Annotated in this window: 16 protein-coding genes; 6 read left to right on the top strand and 10 right to left on the bottom strand. The window is 68.0% G+C overall.

Going from position 1 to position 17,304, the window contains the following annotated elements:
• Positions 1 to 408: 408 nt before the first annotated feature.
• The 5 genes from ACWPOB_RS19910 (at position 409) to ACWPOB_RS19890 (ending at position 5,344) form a co-directional block, all read left to right on the top strand.
• Positions 409 to 1,530 (top strand): NDMA-dependent alcohol dehydrogenase, encoded by a 1,122-nt coding sequence (locus ACWPOB_RS19910; protein ID WP_100055881.1) that lies wholly within the window; start codon positions 409 to 411, stop codon positions 1,528 to 1,530.
• A 108-nt stretch (positions 1,531 to 1,638) separates the two neighbouring features.
• Positions 1,639 to 2,184 carry a nuclear transport factor 2 family protein gene (locus ACWPOB_RS19905; RefSeq protein WP_100055882.1) on the top strand — a complete coding sequence of 182 codons (546 nt, stop codon included), beginning with the start codon at positions 1,639 to 1,641 and terminating at the stop codon, positions 2,182 to 2,184.
• A 40-nt stretch (positions 2,185 to 2,224) separates the two neighbouring features.
• Entirely contained in the window at positions 2,225 to 3,067 is an 843-nt protein-coding gene (locus ACWPOB_RS19900) for a mycofactocin-coupled SDR family oxidoreductase (protein ID WP_100055883.1), read from the top strand.
• A 25-nt stretch (positions 3,068 to 3,092) separates the two neighbouring features.
• Positions 3,093 to 4,889, top strand: a complete 1,797-nt coding sequence (locus tag ACWPOB_RS19895) for a flavin-containing monooxygenase (protein WP_455401853.1) — start codon at positions 3,093 to 3,095, stop codon at positions 4,887 to 4,889.
• A 32-nt stretch (positions 4,890 to 4,921) separates the two neighbouring features.
• On the top strand, positions 4,922 to 5,344 hold the full coding sequence (locus ACWPOB_RS19890) for a nuclear transport factor 2 family protein (RefSeq protein WP_455401852.1): 423 nt from the start codon (positions 4,922 to 4,924) through the stop codon (positions 5,342 to 5,344).
• Positions 5,345 to 5,416: 72 nt separating this feature from the next.
• Here the strand turns inward: ACWPOB_RS19890 and ACWPOB_RS19885 are convergent, their stop codons facing one another.
• On the bottom strand, positions 5,417 to 5,725 hold the full coding sequence (locus ACWPOB_RS19885) for an EthD family reductase (RefSeq protein WP_100055886.1): 309 nt from the start codon (positions 5,723 to 5,725) through the stop codon (positions 5,417 to 5,419).
• Between the two features lie 292 nt (positions 5,726 to 6,017).
• Between ACWPOB_RS19885 and ACWPOB_RS19880 the strand changes: the two genes are divergently transcribed.
• Positions 6,018 to 7,643, top strand: a complete 1,626-nt coding sequence (locus ACWPOB_RS19880; protein WP_100055887.1) for a flavin-containing monooxygenase — start codon at positions 6,018 to 6,020, stop codon at positions 7,641 to 7,643.
• A 248-nt stretch (positions 7,644 to 7,891) separates the two neighbouring features.
• On the opposite strand, the gene ACWPOB_RS19875 is transcribed toward ACWPOB_RS19880, so the two are convergent.
• The 9 genes from ACWPOB_RS19875 to ACWPOB_RS19835 all read right to left on the bottom strand — a co-directional run bounded on the left by ACWPOB_RS19875 (position 7,892) and on the right by ACWPOB_RS19835 (position 17,295).
• Complete coding sequence (locus ACWPOB_RS19875; RefSeq protein WP_455401851.1) at positions 7,892 to 9,874, bottom strand: oxidoreductase; 1,983 nt, start codon at positions 9,872 to 9,874, stop codon at positions 7,892 to 7,894.
• A gap of 5 nt (positions 9,875 to 9,879) precedes the next feature.
• Positions 9,880 to 10,395 carry a pyridoxamine 5'-phosphate oxidase family protein gene (locus ACWPOB_RS19870; protein WP_455401850.1) on the bottom strand — a complete coding sequence of 172 codons (516 nt, stop codon included), beginning with the start codon at positions 10,393 to 10,395 and terminating at the stop codon, positions 9,880 to 9,882.
• A 7-nt stretch (positions 10,396 to 10,402) separates the two neighbouring features.
• The gene (locus ACWPOB_RS19865; RefSeq protein WP_100055889.1) at positions 10,403 to 11,242 is read right to left on the bottom strand and encodes a mycofactocin-coupled SDR family oxidoreductase; all 840 of its coding nucleotides are present in this window, start codon (positions 11,240 to 11,242) and stop codon (positions 10,403 to 10,405) included.
• Between the two features lie 30 nt (positions 11,243 to 11,272).
• Positions 11,273 to 11,689: a MaoC family dehydratase gene (locus ACWPOB_RS19860; protein ID WP_006934099.1), complete on the bottom strand. Its 417-nt coding sequence runs from the start codon at positions 11,687 to 11,689 to the stop codon at positions 11,273 to 11,275.
• A complete protein-coding gene (locus tag ACWPOB_RS19855; RefSeq protein ID WP_100055890.1) occupies positions 11,686 to 12,153 on the bottom strand; it encodes a hypothetical protein in 468 nt (155 codons plus the stop codon). Before ACWPOB_RS19855 ends, ACWPOB_RS19860 begins: the two co-directional genes overlap by 4 nt.
• A complete protein-coding gene (locus ACWPOB_RS19850) occupies positions 12,150 to 13,706 on the bottom strand; it encodes an AMP-binding protein (protein WP_100055891.1) in 1,557 nt (518 codons plus the stop codon). The genes ACWPOB_RS19855 and ACWPOB_RS19850 overlap by 4 nt, the downstream gene beginning before the upstream one ends.
• A 24-nt stretch (positions 13,707 to 13,730) precedes the next feature.
• On the bottom strand, positions 13,731 to 14,138 hold the full coding sequence (locus tag ACWPOB_RS19845) for a nuclear transport factor 2 family protein (protein WP_006934104.1): 408 nt from the start codon (positions 14,136 to 14,138) through the stop codon (positions 13,731 to 13,733).
• A gap of 143 nt (positions 14,139 to 14,281) precedes the next feature.
• Positions 14,282 to 15,361, bottom strand: coding sequence for a 2-oxoacid:ferredoxin oxidoreductase subunit beta (locus ACWPOB_RS19840; protein ID WP_100055892.1), 1,080 nt, complete (start codon positions 15,359 to 15,361; stop codon positions 14,282 to 14,284).
• Complete coding sequence (locus ACWPOB_RS19835; RefSeq protein ID WP_100055893.1) at positions 15,358 to 17,295, bottom strand: 2-oxoacid:acceptor oxidoreductase subunit alpha; 1,938 nt, start codon at positions 17,293 to 17,295, stop codon at positions 15,358 to 15,360. Before ACWPOB_RS19835 ends, ACWPOB_RS19840 begins: the two co-directional genes overlap by 4 nt.
• Between the last annotated feature and the right edge of the window lie 9 nt (positions 17,296 to 17,304).

The raw sequence follows: 17,304 nt of genomic DNA, 5'->3' as shown, positions 1-17,304 counted from the left end.
ACGACGCGGACCTGTCCGAGGACCGGATGCGCGACCACATCAACGAATACGTCCGGTATGCCGAGCGCAAGTTCCCCGAACTCCTGAGCCAGGTCCTGCCCTGGAACCAGGCGCTCGGCGGCTGAACACACCATTGTCGCCGCCGTCCGGCGACACGGACCCGCGCGGGCCCGCACCGAGCATCGTCTCGGGGCGGGCCCGCCGTGTTTCCGGTTCGATTCACGACCGGCGTCCCGGTTCCCGAGGTCCGGCGCACTCCGATGACACCGCTATTGCTTATATCCATGCATATGGTTATGGTGATAGTGATCACATGCATTCATAGCGATCACATCCGTCGAGCCCGTGCCGGCGCCCTACGCCGGCCGCCGCTCGCGCCTTCACCCCCGTTCGTCACGAGGAGAAGCCATGAAGACCATCGGAGCGCTGCTGTGGGAGCCGGGAACCCGGTCCGGTTGGAGCGTCGAGGAAATCGAGATCGATCCCCCGAAGAGCCGGGAGGTGCGGGTCAAGCTCGCCGCCTCCGGGATCTGCCACAGCGACGACCACGTCGACACCGGCGACATCCCCCTCGACTGGGCGCCGATCATCGGCGGGCACGAAGGTGCGGGCGTGATCGAGGAGCTCGGCCCCGACGTCACCGGCTTCGAGGTCGGCGACCACGTCGTCCTGTCCTTCCTGCCGTCCTGTGGCCACTGCAAGATGTGCACCATCGGCCGTTCCAACATGTGCGAGATGGGCGCCGGCGTGCTCGGCGGCTTCGCACCCGACGGCACCCACCGCGTCCACGCCCGGGGCCAGGGCGTCGGCCCGTTCTCCTACCTCGGCACCTTCTCGCCGTACGTCGTGGTCAACATCGACTCGTGCGTGAAGATCGGCAAGGACATCCCGCTCGACAAGGCCGCACTGATCGGCTGCGGCGTCCCCACCGGCTGGGGCTCGTCCGTCTATGCGGCCGACATCCAGCTCGGTGACACCGTCGTCGTCATCGGTACCGGCGGTGTGGGCATGAACGCGGTCCAGGGCGCCCGGCACAAGGGCGCCAAGAACATCGTCACGATCGACCCCGTCGAGTACAAGCGCGACCAGGCCAAGATCTTCGGTGCCACCCACGCCACCGAGAACTTCGAACAGTGCCGAGAGGTCGTCGACCAGCTCACCGAGGGGCAGGGCGCCGACGTCGTCATCATCACCGTCGACATCGCCTACGGCCACCTGCTCAACCCGGCGCAGGAGATGACCCGCCGCGGCGGCACCCTGGTGCTCACCGCCGCCGCTCCCGTCACCCAGCGCGACGTGCCGTTCGACCTGTTCACCTTCGCGATGTCGGGCAAGCGCCTGCAGGGCACCCTGTACGGCACCACGACGGCCCGCCGCGACATCCCGCTCATCGCCGACATGTACCGCCGTGGCGAGTTCAAGCTGGACGAGCTGGTCACCAAGACCTACAAGCTCGAGGACATCAACACCGCGTTCAAGGATCTCCGCGACGGCAAGAACATTCGCGGCGTCATCATGTACGACGACTAGATCGGCAGACGCGATTCCCCGGGTGCGTTCGCGCCCGGCGCACGGGCCGGGACGGGGTCCACACCCCGTCCCGGCCCGATCCGTGTACCTCCGACAGGAACAGAGCCGATGACTGCCTCGAATCTCGCGGATCTCGATTCCGCCGCCCTGAGCCGCCTCGTCGCCAAGGACGAGATCCGGGACCTGGCCGGACGTTACGCCCTGGCCGTCGACGACCACGACATCGATACCGTGCTGTCGCTGTTCACCGAGGACGGTGTCTTCGAGGTCGCCGGCACCGAGCTGCGCGGCCGTGAGCAGATCCGCCCCTTCTACGTCTCCAGCATGGACCGTTACCACACCATGCTGCACACACCCGAGATCCACCTCGTCACGATCGAAGACGACTCGCACGCAAGCGGAATCATGACCGGCCACGCCGAACTGGCGGTCCACGACACGCTGATGATGACCGCGTTCCGATACCGCGACCGATACGTGCGCCGGGACGGCACATGGCTTTTCGAAAGACGCACCGTGTCGTTCATGTACGCGGTACCGTTCGAGTCGATGGGCTCGAGTTTCCGTACCACCAAACGGATTCGGTGGCCCCAGACCCGATACACCGAGGCCGACTATCCGGAGTCGGCTCCCACCTGGAACACCTACCGCTGACGGCGGATCGGGCCCGTCGGCGGCCCCCGAAGGAGCAGCTATGACAGGACGGGTAGCAGGTAAGGTCGCTTTCATCACGGGCGCGGCCCGCGGCCAGGGACGCAGCCATGCGATCCGCCTCGCCGAGGAGGGGGCCGACATCGTCGCTCTCGATGTGGCCGAGGACATCGAGAGCGTCACCCGCTTCTACCCCGGCGCCACCGAGGACGACCTGGCCGAGACGGTGCGCGCCGTGGAGGCGCTCGATCGCCGGATCATCGCCCGCAAGGCCGACGTCCGCAACTTCGACGCCGTGAAGGCCGTGGTCGACGAGGGCATCGCCGAGCTCGGCCGGATCGACATCGTCGCCGCCAACGCCGGCATCTTCCTCTTCGGCGACGAGACACACCTGGTGAGCGAACGCGACTGGGACGACGTCCTCGACATCAATCTCAAGGGCGTGTGGCACACGTGCAAGGCCGTCACCCCACACCTGATCGAACAGGGCACCGGGGGATCGATCGTCATCACCAGCTCCACCGCCGGCCTGAAGGGCACGCCGAACGTCGCGCCCTACACCGCGAGCAAGCATGCCGTGGTCGGCCTGATGCGCACCCTCGCACTGGAACTGGGTCCGCACGGCATCCGCGTCAACACCGTGCATCCCACCGGCGTCGCCACGAACATGATCCTCAACGAGGCCTGCTTCCGACTGTTCCTCCCGGACGTCGAACATCCCACCCAGGAACAGGCCGCACCGGTCTTCGCCACCACCAACGTCCTGCCCGTGCCGTGGATCGAGCCGATCGACATCTCCAACGCGGTGCTGTACCTGGCCTCCGACGAGGCCCGGTACGTCACCGGCACCGAGCTGAAGGTCGACGCCGGCTACACCCTCCGCTGACCCGGCCGGACGAACGGGAGACCACATGACTGCTCGACTCGACACACCGCGCCTCGATCCCGCCCACTCCGCCGCGGTCGCCGAACGCTGGCTCGCGGACTTCGCCGGTGCGCTCCGATTGGGGAGCACCGACGACTACCCGGACGCTCTCGCCACGGACGCGTGGTGGCGCGACCTGCTCGCCTTCACCGGCGATCTGCGCAGCCTGCACGGCGAATCGGCGATCCGCCCGCTGCTCACCGGCGCGGCGGAGCTCGAGGTCCGCGACGAGGCGCTCGATTCCTCCGTACCACCGGCTCTGCTGCCGACAGGCGAGGGCCCGCCGGTCGTACAGCTGCTCTTCCGTCTCACCATCCGGTTCGGACACGTCCGTGGCGTCGCGCGACTGATCCAGGACGATGCGGGCCGCTGGCGCGCGACGGCTGTCCTGACGGCGCTCGACAGTCTCGCCGGGGCCGAACCGGCTGTGGGAGAGCGTCGTCCGAACGGTGCCCCGGAACCCGGTGAACGCGTCACCGTCCACTGGGGTGATCGTCGGCTCCTCGCGAGCGAGTGCACCGAACGGGATCCGGAGGTCCTCGTCATCGGCGCCGGGCATTCCGGTCTCGGGCTCGCCGCCTACCTCGGGGCGATGAACGTCCACGCGCTCGTCGTCGAGCGCAACGAGCGCGTGGGTGACAACTGGCGCAACCGCTACGACTCGCTGGTGCTGCACGACCCCGTGTGGTCGAATCATCTGCCGATGATGCCGTTCCCACCCACCTGGCCGGTGTTCACGCCGAAGGACAAGATGGGCGACTGGCTCGAAATCTATGCCCGAGCCCTGGAACTGAACGTGTGGACCCGCACGGAACTCGTGAGCGCCTCGTACGATCCCGCGACGAAGCGGTGGGAGGTGCTGCTCGACCGCGGCGGTGAACGGCGGGTGCTGCGCCCGCAGCACGTGGTCCTGGCCACCGGCCTGAGCGGCACCGAGCCGCTCGTACCGGATATCCCCGGGACCGGAGAATTCGCGGGCGAGCTGCTGCATTCCGGCCGGTACACGACGGACCCACGACGGAGCGGCCGTGACGTCGTCGTCATCGGCACCGGGAACAGCGGCCACGACATCGCCCAGGACCTGTACAACACCGGCGCTCACGTGACCCTCGTCCAGCGGGGTCCGACGTACGTCGTCGGTGGCACCACGGTGGTCGACGTCATGCTGAAACCGGCCTACGGCGAGAACACCGCGCCCACCGAGATCGCCGACCTCGTCGGCGCGTCGTTCGCGCGGCGGGACCAGGGATTCGTCGACGGACTGCGCACCGCGGTCGCGACCATGGCCGACATCGATCGCGACCTGCTCGACGCCCTGAGCGCCCGGGGATTCCGTCATCACCTGGGCGACGGCGGGACCGGAGCGATGGACCTCTTCCTCACCCGGAACGGCGGCTACTACATCGACGTCGGAGCGTCCCGGCTCATCGCCGAGGGGTGGATCGGACTGGTCGCAGGGAAGACCGTGGAACGGTTCGTTCCCGAGGGACTGGTCATGTCGGACGGCACCCTCGTGCCCGCCGACACCGTCGTGTTCGCCACCGGGTTCCGGGGCATCCTCGACACTGCCCGCCGCATCCTGGGCGACACCGTCGCCGACAAATGCGGACCGGTCTGGGGCCTCGACGACGAGGGCGAGATCCGGTCGGTGTGGCGACGTTCCGGTCACGACGGATTCTGGTTCAGCGGCGGCAATCTCACCCTCGCCCGCATCTACAACAAGTACCTCGCCCTCCAGATCAAAGCCGACCTGGACGGCATCGACCTGCCGTCCGTTCCCTGACCCTGCCCCTCGAGTACATCGGAGACCGACACATGCGCGCCGACGACATCAACGACATCATCCGCATCACCCATCTCTACGCCCGTGGCCTCGATCGCTTCGACCCCAAGGAGGCACTGTCCGCCTTCGCACCCGACGGAGCGTGGGACGCCAGCGCCGTGGGCCTGACCCGGTACGAGGGCCACGAGCAGATCCTCGACTTCTTCGAGCGGGACGCACAGGCAGTCGACAAGCAGTTCCACATCATCACCAACCACGTCATCGACTTCGAGGACGACGACCACGCCACCGGTACGAACTACGTCTTCTCCGAAGCGGAGATGAAGAACGGCGCCGCCATCAAGGCAATCGCGCTCAACGAGGACCGCTACGTCCGCACCGCCGACGGCTGGAAGATCGCCGAGCGGATCATCACCGGTCTCACTACCCCGCAGATGGACGGCTTCGACGCCTGACCGGAGCACAGCAGCAACACACGCGGCAGGGGTGGGGACTTCGCGGTCCCCACCCCTGCCGCGTGTCTCGGATCAGATGTCCTTGGTGATCTCGTAGAAGTCGAACGAGACGCCGGCCTGCGCGAAGTTCTCGAGGTCGGCGGCGCCCTGCTGCCCTTCCGGAGACGCCATGTCGGCGAGCATGGCGTCCTTGCTGTCCCAGTCGCACACCGCGATCAGGAAGTGCGGCGGGGTGCTGCCGTCGGGGGTGGAGCACACGCCCCACTCGAAGTTCCTGATCCCCTGCTGCTTCAGCGCGAGCTTCGAGTGCACGTTGCGGTAGTGGTCGAGGAACTTCTCGGGATCCTCGGGGTGGTTGTACGCGGCGACGAGTCGGTACATGTCGACCTCTTTCCATGGTGGATTCGGAGATTTCCGTGTGGAAACGGCCTCGCACGCGGGGGTGTGGAAACGGCCCCGCACGCGGGGGTGGCGCGAAGATACCCGCCAAATATATCCGCTCTCCACCTTTGATTATATCCATTCGCATTGATAGAGTGATACCCGTCACAAACTTTTCCGCGAGCGGACGACCATCCGGCCGCACCGCGCTCCCGCCGGGCTCACCGAAACCGCGAGCCCGGCGGCGACATCGGCACATCCGACCGAATCCCCCAGTCAGAGAGGCCATCCGATGACTGCAACCCCCACCTCCACCGCTGCGATCGAGGTCGACGCCGTCGTTGTCGGCGCCGGCTTCGCAGGGCTGTACCTGCTGTGGAAGCTGCGCCGCCACGGCTACACGGCCGTCGCGCTCGACAAGGGCGAGGAGGTCGGCGGCACCTGGCACTGGAACCGCTACCCCGGCGCCCGCTGCGACGTGGACAGCCACGACTACTCCTTCGGGTTCGACGAGGAGCTCGAGCAGGAGTGGGAGTGGAGCGAGCGCTACCCGTCGCAGCCCGAGCTGCAGGCGTACCTCTCGCACGTCGCCGACCGGTTCGACCTGCGCCGCGACATCCGCCTCGAAACCACCGTCACCGAAGCCCGTTTCGACGAGGGCGAGCAGAAGTGGCACGTCCGCACCGACAAGGGCGACGAGTACGTTTCACGGTTCTGCCTCATGGCCGTCGGCTGCCTGTCGGTCCCCAAGGACGTCGACGTCCCGGGCCTCGACAAGTTCCAGGGGCCGATCTACCGCACCAGCGAGTGGCCGGAGGAGGGAGTGGACTTCACCGGTCTCCGGGTCGCCGCCGTCGGCACCGGATCCTCCGGTGTGCAGGCCATCCCGGAGATCGCCAAGCAGGCCGGCAAGCTGACCGTGCTGCAGCGCACCGCCAACTTCGTCATTCCCGCCCGCAACCACAAGCTCGACCCGGAGTTCGTCGCGAACGTCAAGGCGAACTACCGCGAGCGACGCCGTGCCTGCCGGACCGCCGCCGCCGGCTGCATCCGCGACGACAACCCCAAGGCCGCGTTCGACGTCAGCGACGAGGAGCGGTGGAACGAGTACGAAACGCGTTGGCAGGGCGGCGGAATCGCCTTCCTCGGCGCTTTTGCGGACCTGATGGTGGACCAGCGGGCGAACGACTCGGTGTGTGACTTCATCCGGGCCAAGATCGACGAGATCGTCGACGATCCGGACGTCGCGGACAGCCTCAAGCCGTTCGGCTACCCGATGGGGGCGAAGCGGCCCGTCGTCGGCACCGACTGGTACGAGACCTTCAATCGCGACAACGTCGAAATGGTCGACCTGCGCAAGAAGCCCCTCGACAGCTTCACCGCACACGGCATGCATCTCGCCGACGGCACCGAGTACGAGTTCGACGCCGTCGTTCTCGCCACCGGATTCGACGCCTTCACCGGCGCGTTCACCCAGATCGACATTCGCGGCCGGGGCGGCCTGCCCTTGCAGAAGGCGTGGCAGGAGGGCCCGAAGACGCACCTCGGCCTGGGCACCGCCGGCTTCCCCAACATGTTCATCATCGCCAATGTCGGCAGCCCGTCGGTGCTGTCGAACATGGTGACCGCCATCGAGCAGCACGTCGAATGGACGGTCGAGACGATGGATCACATGCGCGAGCACGGACTGACCACGATCGAGGCCACCGAGGAAGCGCAGAACGCATGGGTCGAGACGGTCGAGGAGATCGCGAACATGACCCTGTGGCCGCAGGGCGAGTCCGGCTCGTGGTACCGCGGCGCGAACGTGCCCGGTAAGCCGCAGATCTTCATGCCCTACGCCGGCGGCATCGTGCTCTACGAGCAGACGTGGAACGAGGTCCGGGACGCCGACTTCAAGGGATTCGTCCTGACCTGATGCGGCGGATCTCGCGCCGGACGATCGCGACCAGCGATCGCCCGGCGCGTTTCGCTGCGTCGTTCGTGTCGCGCGGGTGGATCTCGCGCCGAGCGGGAGGATCTCGCGCCGAGCGGGAGGATCTCGCGCCGAAATGCGAGAAGCGACGACGACAACCTCCCGCTCGACGCAGCAACATCCCGCTCATCGCCGACGGACACCACGACGGGGGTGCGGGCCCGAAGCCCGCACCCCCGTCGTGGTGTCCGTCAGATCAGCTTCGCGAGCGCGAACGCCTGACGGGTGGCGAACACCAGGCGGCGCGGTGCGTAGGCGTCACCGAGGATGTGCACCTCCCGCTCGCCCTCTGCAGCCGGCCCGTCCTTGATGCTCTCGTACAGGTCCGCGTCCCCGATGCCACCGCAGGCGAGCACCACCGAGTCGAAGCCGTCGACCCGGTGCGTGCGGCCGGAGTAGACGTTGCGGGTGACCACTCCGGTCGGGGTGATCTCGACGACGTCCTCCATGAACCGGTACTGCACGCCCTTCTCGTCGAGGCGCCCGAGGATCGCACCGACGATGTAGCGGCCGAGCAACTGGCCCGCGACCTGAGTCGCGTAGACGAGGGTGACGTCGTGACCGCGATCGGTGAGGAAATCGGCGAGCGACAGCGGCGGCATGTGATCGTCCTGCGCCACGATCAGGACCCGCTTGCCGACCGCGGCGTCGCCGTTCAGGACGTCGCGGATGTCGGCGACGTTGTCGCCGTACACGCCCGGGATGTCCGGGATCCGGCGGGTGGAGCCGGTGGCGACCGCCACCACGTCGAATCCGGCGGCCTCGATCTCGGCCTTCGTCGCCGCGTGCCGGTAGTCGATCTTCACGCCCGCCCGCTCGAGCCGGCGCTGCTGCCAGTCCAGGTACTTCTCGAACATGTCGTACGTGGGCGCGTTGATCGCGGTGCGCAGCTGGCCGCCGAGCACCTCGGACGCCTCCCACAGCTCCACGTCGTGGCCCTTCTCCCGGGCCAGGGCCGCGAACTCCATGCCCGCCGGGCCGCCACCGACGACGAGCACGCGCCTGGGGTCGGTCACGGTGGGCCACGGCCCGTCGACCTCGTTGCTGGTGACGGGGTTGACCGCGCAGCCGAACGGCAGGCCCTCGACGTAGCGACGGCTGATGCACTCGTTGCCGCCGACGCAGGGCCGGATCTCGTCGACGCGGCCGGTGCGCACCTTCTCGATGATCGACGGCTCGGCGATGTGCGCGCGGGCCATGCCGACGACGTCGGCGTCGCCCGCCGCGAGGATCCGTTCGGCGACGTCGGGGTGGTTGATGCGGCCCGTGTGCACGACGGGCAGCGACACCGCCCGCTTGAGCTGCCCGGCGAGATCGCTCCACTGGCCGGCCTCGTAGAAGTGCGGCTGGATGTAGGACGGGTTGCCCCACGGGCTGCCCACCACGCCGTGGAAGTAGTCGACGAGCCCGGTGCTCTCGAGGTACTGCGCGATCTCGATGGCCCCGGTGATGTCGTAGCCGCCCGGGACCTCCTCGCGCAGGTTCAGCCGGATGCCGATGACCATGGACGATCCGATCACGTCGCGGATGGCCCGCAGCACCTCGACCGGGAATCGGCAACGGTTCTCGATCGAGCCGCCGTACTCGTCGTCGCGCTTGTTGGTCAGCGGCGAGAGGAAGTACTCGAGCAGATCGTCGTGGTTCATGTGGAGTTCGACGCCGTCGAGGCGTGCCTTCTGGGCCTGCTCCGCACAGAACTTGTACTGGCCGACGAAGTAGGCGATCTCGTCCCGGTTCAGCTTGTGCGGAACGTTGTTGATCACCGGAGCGCTCAGGACCGACGACGCACCGTGCGGCATGCCGCCCTGGTGCACCATCTGCCCCGTCGCCACCGCGCCCTCGGCGTGCAGGGCATCGGAATACGCCTGTACGCGTTCGACGAAGATCGGCAGGCTGTAGTGGCCCTCGACCGTGGCCCCGACGCCGGTGGGCTCGAACCCCGGGATCACACCGGTGTTCGGAACCCAGGCACTGAGGCTGTCGAACCACGCGGCTCCGCCCCTCGCCCGGGACACGTAGTAGGCGAGGTTGCGTTCGGCGTCGGCCTCGGACCCGAAGATGTTGCCGATCGCCGAGGCGTGCGGCGGCAGCACCACGCGGTTGCGCAGCTTCACCGGGCCGATCTGGAACGGCGAGAGCAGATGGGCGTAGGCGGAGTCCGGATCCGCGGTCATATCGTTCACTCCTTGTTCGGTCGAGGCCCGAGCGAGCCGCCGCGTCCGTCGCCCGGCATCCTGGTCGAGTCGTGACTGACCGCGATGCGCACGGGACGGACTTCCAGGACGACTCGGTTGGGGCTGTCCAGCAGTCGCTGGAAGGCTGCGGGATCGGTCGGAGCATGGCGCTCCGCGAACGCCGGATAGAACCAGCGTTTGGTCTCCGCGTCGGCGTGGACGGTGACGCGGCCGCGGACGGCGAGCATCCGCCTGCCGGGCAGGCCGGTGCCGGCATTCGAGATCACGAGCGTCACACGGGATTCGCGCATCGCTGCACGTACGTGCGTGCGGTCCTTCGCGGCAGTGAGCCAGAACCGGCCGTCGTGGTGCAGGTAGCTCATCACCACCCCGGCGGGCCACCCGGCCGCCGTGCCGAAGGCGAAGGTACATTCGGTCTGCGCCGCAACGAGTTCGGCGATGCCTTCCTCGTCGACCCGCAGCGTACGCAGATCCTCGTTGTCGTCGATTCCGACGGCCATCGTCACATCACTTCACGTACGCGCCGGCGTCCACCGGGAAGGTGACTCCGGTGACGTACCGTGCCTCGTCGCTGCCGAGGAACAGCACCGCGTTGCTGATGTCGATCGGTTCGACCCAGGGCACCGGCAGCGTGTTCAGCGACATGAAGCCCGGCATCGCCTTCTCCTGCGACGGCTCCGGATCCCCCGGGGAGAACATGCCGTACGTCCCGGGGTTCTGGATCATGATGGTGTCGACGTTCGTCGGGTGGATGGTGTTGACCCGGATGCTGTGGGGGCCGAGCTCGTTCGCCATGGTCCGCATGAGCCCGACGATGCCGTGCTTGGCGGCGACGTAGTGGGCGACCTGCTGAATGCCCTTGAGGCCACCGATCGAACTGGTGAACATGATGGACCCGCCGCGGCCCTGCTCGATCATCGTGGGGATCGCGACGACCGCGGTGTTGAAGACGCCGGTGAGGTTGACGTCGATCATGTCGCGCCACTGCTCGGCGGTGAGTTCCCACGAGCGGCCGTAGGTGGCGATGCCGGCGTTGGCGACCACGATGTCGACGCCGCCGAGCTGTGCCACCCCGTCGTCGAAAGCGCGCTGCAGCGCCGCGCGGTCCCGCACGTCGGCGCGGTGCGCCACGATCCGCCGGTCGAGGGCCTCGACGAGCCGGACGGTCTCCTTGAGCTCGTCCTCGGTGGCCAGCGGGTAGTACGGGGTCACCGAGTCGATGTTCTCGCAGATGTCGACCGCGATGATGTCGGCGCCCTCCTCGGCGAGCCGCAGCGCGTGGCTGCGACCCTGGCCGCGGGCGGCCCCGGTGATGAACGCGACCTTGCCTTCTACTCGTCCTGCCATGATTGTCGCCCCTCTCGTGGGAAATGTTGTCTAACGATCGGCGGGGAACCGGACGGTCCCGGTGCCCTCGAGGACGCGCGCTCCGCCGAGGACGTCGAGCGTGAGGTCGCAGCGCACCAGGAGGCCGTCGGCGGTCTCCTCCACGTCGGTCACCACGCCCGCGGCCCGCAGCCTGTCTCCCTCGAATACGTTGCCGAGGAACCTGAACCGGTATCCGGTGACCCGGTCCACGCCGCCGGCCCAGGAGCCGAGCATGGACACGACGTAGGCGATGTTGCTCGGGCCCTGATTGACCGTGCGGTCGCCGAGACCCAGCGCGCTCGCCGCCTTCCGATCGAAGTGGATCGGGTTCGGGTCACGCATGAGCGCCGAGAGGGTCTTCATCCGGGCCGGATCCACCGCGTCGATGGTGCGCTCGGGAATCTTCTGTCCGACGGTCGGCTTCATGCGGTCTCTCCTCGCCGCGGGAACACGATCGAGTTGGTGGTGGAGGCACAGTGCGCGCCGTCCTCGTCGTGCAGGTCGAGGCGGTAGCCGACGATGTCGAAGACGCCGGTGCGCCGGCCCACCTTGCGCGTCGCGGAGACGATCTCGCCCGAGACGCGGTAGGTGGCACCGACGCGCAGCGGCCGGTGCACCACCGTCTCGGTTTCCCCGGCCATCGGGCCGTCGGTCTCGGTGGCCCCGAACACCGCGAACAACTCGTCCCAGCTCCAGCCCATCGCGCCGGTGGCGACGAGGAAGACCAGCACCGGGTGCGCACCGCCGTCGGCGGGGTCGGCGAGCATGCTGTCGAGGACGAGGTGCACCCACCACGGCTCGAGCGTGGCCTGCCCGCCGGGGAAGCGGGTGCCGACCAGTTCGGCGAGTTCGGTCTCGGTCGGCACCCGGCGTCCGGTGTCCACGGTCATCGGGCCGCCGTCGCTTCGAGGTACGGCGCCCGCAGGTCCCGCTTCATGATCTTCCCCGTCGGCGCCTTCGGCAGGGCGTCGACGAAGTCGACCGACCGGGGCTTCTGGTAGGAGGCCAGGTTCCGCTTGGCGGTGTCGATGATCTCCTGTTCGGTGGCGGTGTGCCCGGGCTTGAGCACGACGACGGCCTTGACGACCTCGCCCCACTCGTCGTCGGGGATGCCGATGACGGCGCATTCGAGGACGGCGGGATGGGCGCCGATGGCCTCTTCGACCTGGATGCTGTAGATGTTCTCGCCGCCGGAGATGATCATGTCCTTGGCCCGGTCGACGATGTAGACGTAGTGGTCCTCGTCCCAGACCGCGACGTCGCCGGTCCACATCCAGCCGTCGCGCAGGGTCTGCGCGGTCAGCTCCGGCTTGTTCCAGTAGCCGAGCATGTTGGCCTCGGAGCGGACCACGATCTCGCCGGGGGTCCTGCCGTCCTTGGGGACCTCGTTGCCGTCGAAGTCGACGACCCGGATCGTGGTGCCGAATCCTTCTCGGCCGCAGGACTTCAGCCGGTGCTCGTTGATGCCGTTGACCGCGTCGAGGTGGTCCTCCTGGGACAGGAACGACATGGTCGTGCCCTCGGTCTGGCCGTATCCCTGGATGAGAGTGCACGGGAACGCCTCGAGCGCGCTGCGCACGATCGCGGACGGCATGGGGCCGCCGCCGTACTGGATGTTGCGCAGGCTCGACAGGTCGTAGGAGTCGAAGTTCTCCACGGCCATCATCCAGTTCAGCATCGTGGTGATGCCGAGGAACGCCGAGACCCGTTCCGACTCGATGATCTCGAGCGCCTGCTTGGCCTCGAAATTGACCAGCACGACCGGACATCCGTGCTTCATGTAGTTCATCGAGAGCACCACCGGGATGTGGTACATCTGGCCGGTGAGCATGTAGACGTCGGTCGGAACGACCCGCTCGGCGACGGTCTGGTTGAGCATGCCGGCGGCCGCGCTGGTGTGCGAGTGCAGCGCGCCCTTGGACTCGCCGGTGGTGCCGCCGGTGTAGAGGATGAAGAACGGGTCGTCTCCCCCGACGCTCGGCGTCCAGATCGGTTCGGCCGGGCTGGAGCTCGCGAGCAGCTCCTCGTACGTCCCGTTTCCGCCCGGGCCGAACTCGAGCCAGTGGTCGACCGTGGTGGATCGACTCAGTTCCTCTGCCACGGAACGGAACTCGGAGGCGGTGATGAGCACCTTCGGGGTGGCGTCGGCAACGAGCCCGAGCAGGGACGGAGTTGCCAGCCGCCAGTTCAGCGGCTGCAGGATCAGTCCCGCTCGGCCGACGGCGAAGAACAGTTCCTGGAACTCGATGCTGTTCTTGGTCAGCACGGCGACGCGGTCGCCCTTCTCGAGGCCGAGTCCGCGCAGTCCGTTCGCCAGGCGCCGGACGCGCTCGTCGAGGTCGGCGAACGTGATGCGGCGATCGTTGGGGACGTCGTACAACGCCATGCGGTTCGGGGTGAGGGCGGCCCACTTGGCGGGGATGAGGCCCTGGTTCATCGTCATGGGTGTCTCCGGATGCGGGAGGGTTCAGTACGGGAGGTCGAGGGCGATGTGCCGCTTGGTGAGCACCCAGTCGCCGCCGCTCCTGGTCCACTCGTCCTCGTACTTGCCCGTGGACAACACCTTCAGCGCACCGTTCTCCGCAGAGGTGATGAGCAGGTAGGACACCGTGCGGACGTTCTTCTCGTCGATCTCGTCGATCAGCAGGTTGGTGGTGATGTGCCGCCGCTGGTCGGTCTGCGACTCGTGCGCGCCGCGGAACAGGCCCATGATCTCCTCGCGGCCGTTCAGCGGCCCGATGAGGTCGCCGTCGCCGATCTTCATGGTGAACACGGCGGTTTCGCCGAAGACGCGCTCGACGCCGTCCATGTCGCCGTCGTCGTAGGCGAGAGCGTAGCGGGCGAGGGCGTTTTCGATTTCGTTCCTGAGCGACATTACGACTACTCCTGCCGAGGGGAGGGAGGGAAGGAAGGGTGTGATGGCAGTCACTTTATACTAATCATGCGCATTGTCTAGGGGTACGAGGACCCCAGTTTCCGCGCCGGGGGACGGCGATCGGCGCTGTTCGGACATCGGCGCTATTCGGACACAGTCCAGGTGTCGTGCCCGGTCAACAAGGACTGCAGGGAGTCTCGGCGGTCGAGACCGCCGGTGCGGGCGCTCTCGTTCTGCTCCCGAACCAGGTCGTCGTACGTCGGACGGGCGACGCTGCGGAACACGCCGAACACGGTGTGTTCGAGGTCCTGGTCGGACAGCCGCGACAGCGCGAAGGCGTACTCCGGATCGTCGGCGTGCGCATCGTGCACCACGATCGACCCCGGATCGGCCGTCGCCGTGTCCACCACGCGCAGTCCGAATCCGTCACGGACGACGCACTTCTGGCCCTCGGCACCGAACACGATCGGCTCACCGTGGCGCAGCGGGATCACCCGCTGCTCGGCGTCCTCCTTGCGCAGCACGTCGAAGGAGCCGTCGTTGAAGATCGGGCAGTCCTGATAGATCTCGACGAACGAGGTGCCCCGGTGCTCGGCCGCGCGGCGCAGCACGTCGGTCAGACCCTTGCGGTCGGAGTCGAGCGCCCGGGCCGCGAAGGTGGCCTCGGCACCGAGAGCGAGGGACAACGTGTTGAACGGGTGGTCCACGGAACCCATCGGCGTGGACTTGGTGATCTTCCCGACCTCGGACGTGGGCGAGTACTGGCCCTTCGTCAGGCCGTAGATCCGGTTGTTGAACAACAGGATCGTGAGGTTCACGTTGCGGCGCAGCGCGTGGATCAGGTGGTTTCCGCCGATCGAGAGAGCATCGCCGTCACCGGTGACCACCCACACCGACAGGTCGGGCCGGGTGACGGCCAGACCGGTCGCGATGGCCGGCGCACGGCCGTGGATGGAGTGCAGGCCGTACGTCTCCAGGTAGTACGGGAACCTGCTCGAACAGCCGATGCCCGAGACGAACATCAGGTTCTCGCGCCGCAGGCCGAGTTCGGGCAGGAAGTTGCGGATCGCGGCCAGAATGACGTAGTCACCGCAGCCCGGGCACCAGCGCACCTCCTGGTCGCTCGTGAAGTCCTTGGCCTTCTGCGGGGTGTCGGTCGTCGGGACGAGCGCGGTGGCGCTCAGTCCGAGATCGGTGCCCACGCGGCTGATCAACTCGGTCATGCCGATTCCTCCTCGCGGTCCGGCTCCGGACGGTACTCGGCCGCAGCCAGCGCGGCGGTGGTCTTGGCGTGTTCCAGCTCGCGCAGGGTGCCGGCGAGCGCGGCATCGATCGCATCGACGATCTCGTCGGCGAGGAAGGCCAGACCCTGAACCTTCGTCACCGGCTGGACGTCGACGAGGTAGCGCGCCCGCAGCACGCTCGTCAGCTGTCCCAGGTTCATCTCGGGCGCGATCACCGTGCGGTACCGGCCGAGCACCTCACCGAGGTTGCGCGGCAACGGGTTCAGGTGCCGCAGGTGCAGGTGGGCGACCGCGGTGCCGCGACGTCGGGCCCGGCGGCACGCCTCGCCGATCGGCCCGTAGGAACTGCCCCATCCCACGATCAGCAGTTCGGCCCGCCCCGACGGATCGTCGACCTCGGCGTCCGGGACCGAGATCCCGTCGATCTTCGCCTGGCGCAGGCGCACCATCAGGTCGTGGTTGGCCGGGTCGTAGGAGATGTTGCCGCTGCCGTTCGCCTTCTCGAGGCCACCGATCCGGTGCTCGAGGCCGGGCGTTCCGGGGATCGCCACGGTGCGGGCCAGGGTTTCGCGGTCCCGGGCGTAGGGGCGCAGGGGCGCACCGCCGGCGTCCGGGCCCGTCTCGTAGCCCGGCTCGATCGGGGCGAGGTCGTCGACCCGCGGGATCTGCCAGGGTTCCGAGCCGTTGGCGATGGCGCCGTCGGACAGCAGCAGCACCGGGGTCCGGTAGGTCAGGGCGATGTGGGCCGCCTCGACCGCGGTGGCGAAGCAGTCGGCCGGCGAGCGCGGCGCGAGCACCGCGACCGGCGACTCGCCGTTGCGCCCGTACAGCGCCTGCAGCAGGTCGGATTGCTCGGTCTTGGTCGGCAGACCCGTCGACGGTCCGCCGCGCTGCACGTCGATCACCACGAGGGGGATTTCGGTCATCACGGCCAGGCCGATGGCCTCGCTCTTGAGGGCCAGGCCCGGACCGGAGGTGCTGGTGACGCCCAGGGCGCCGCCGATGGAGGCCCCGACTGCCGCGCCGATGGCGGCGATCTCGTCCTCCGCCTGGAAGGTGGTCACGCCGAGGCTGCGGTGCTTGGTCAGCTCGTGCAGGATGTCGGAGGCGGGAGTGATCGGATACGTCCCGAGGAACACCTCGAGCCCCGACAGCTCACCGGCGGCCACCAGGCCGTAGGCCAGGGCGGTGTTGCCGGTGATCTGCCGGTATGTACCGGGCGGCAGGTCCGCCTTGGCCACCTCGAACGTCGTCGCGAACGTCTCCGTGGTCTCGCCGTAGTTCCACCCGGCGTGGAACGCGAGCAGGTTGCCCTGGGCGACCTGCGGCTTCTTGGCGAACTTGGTGCGCAGGAACTCCTCGATCCGCCCCACCGGCCGGTTGTACATCCACGACAGCAGCCCGAGCGCGAACATGTTCTTCGCGCGCTCCCCGTCCTTGCGGCTCAGGCCGGCCGGCTCGACCGCCCCGACCGACAGGCTCGACATCGGCACCTGGTGGATCACGAACTCGTCGAGGCTGCCGTCCTCGAGCGGGCTGGCGGCGTAGCCGACCTTGGACAGGTTGCGCTTGGTGAACTCGTCGGTGTTGACGATGACGGTGCCGCCGCGCGGCAGGTCGCCGATGTTCGCCTTCAGCGCCGCCGGGTTCATCGCGACGAGGACGTCCGGGCGATCACCCGCGGTGAGGATGTCGTGGTCCGCGATCTGGATCTGGAACGACGACACCCCGGGCAGCGTGCCCTGCGGCGCCCGGATCTCGGCGGGGAAGTTCGGCTGCGTCGCGAGGTCGTTGCCGAACGCGGCCGCTTCGGAGGTGAACCGGTCGCCGGTCAGCTGCATGCCGTCGCCCGAGTCGCCCGCGAAGCGGATGACGACTCGCTCCAGCTTGGTGGTGTTCGCGTCCGTTGTCATAGGTGCCTG

It is taken from the genome of Rhodococcus sp. 2H158, assembly GCF_053764755.1.
This window is presented reverse-complemented; position numbering and strand designations above follow the sequence as displayed.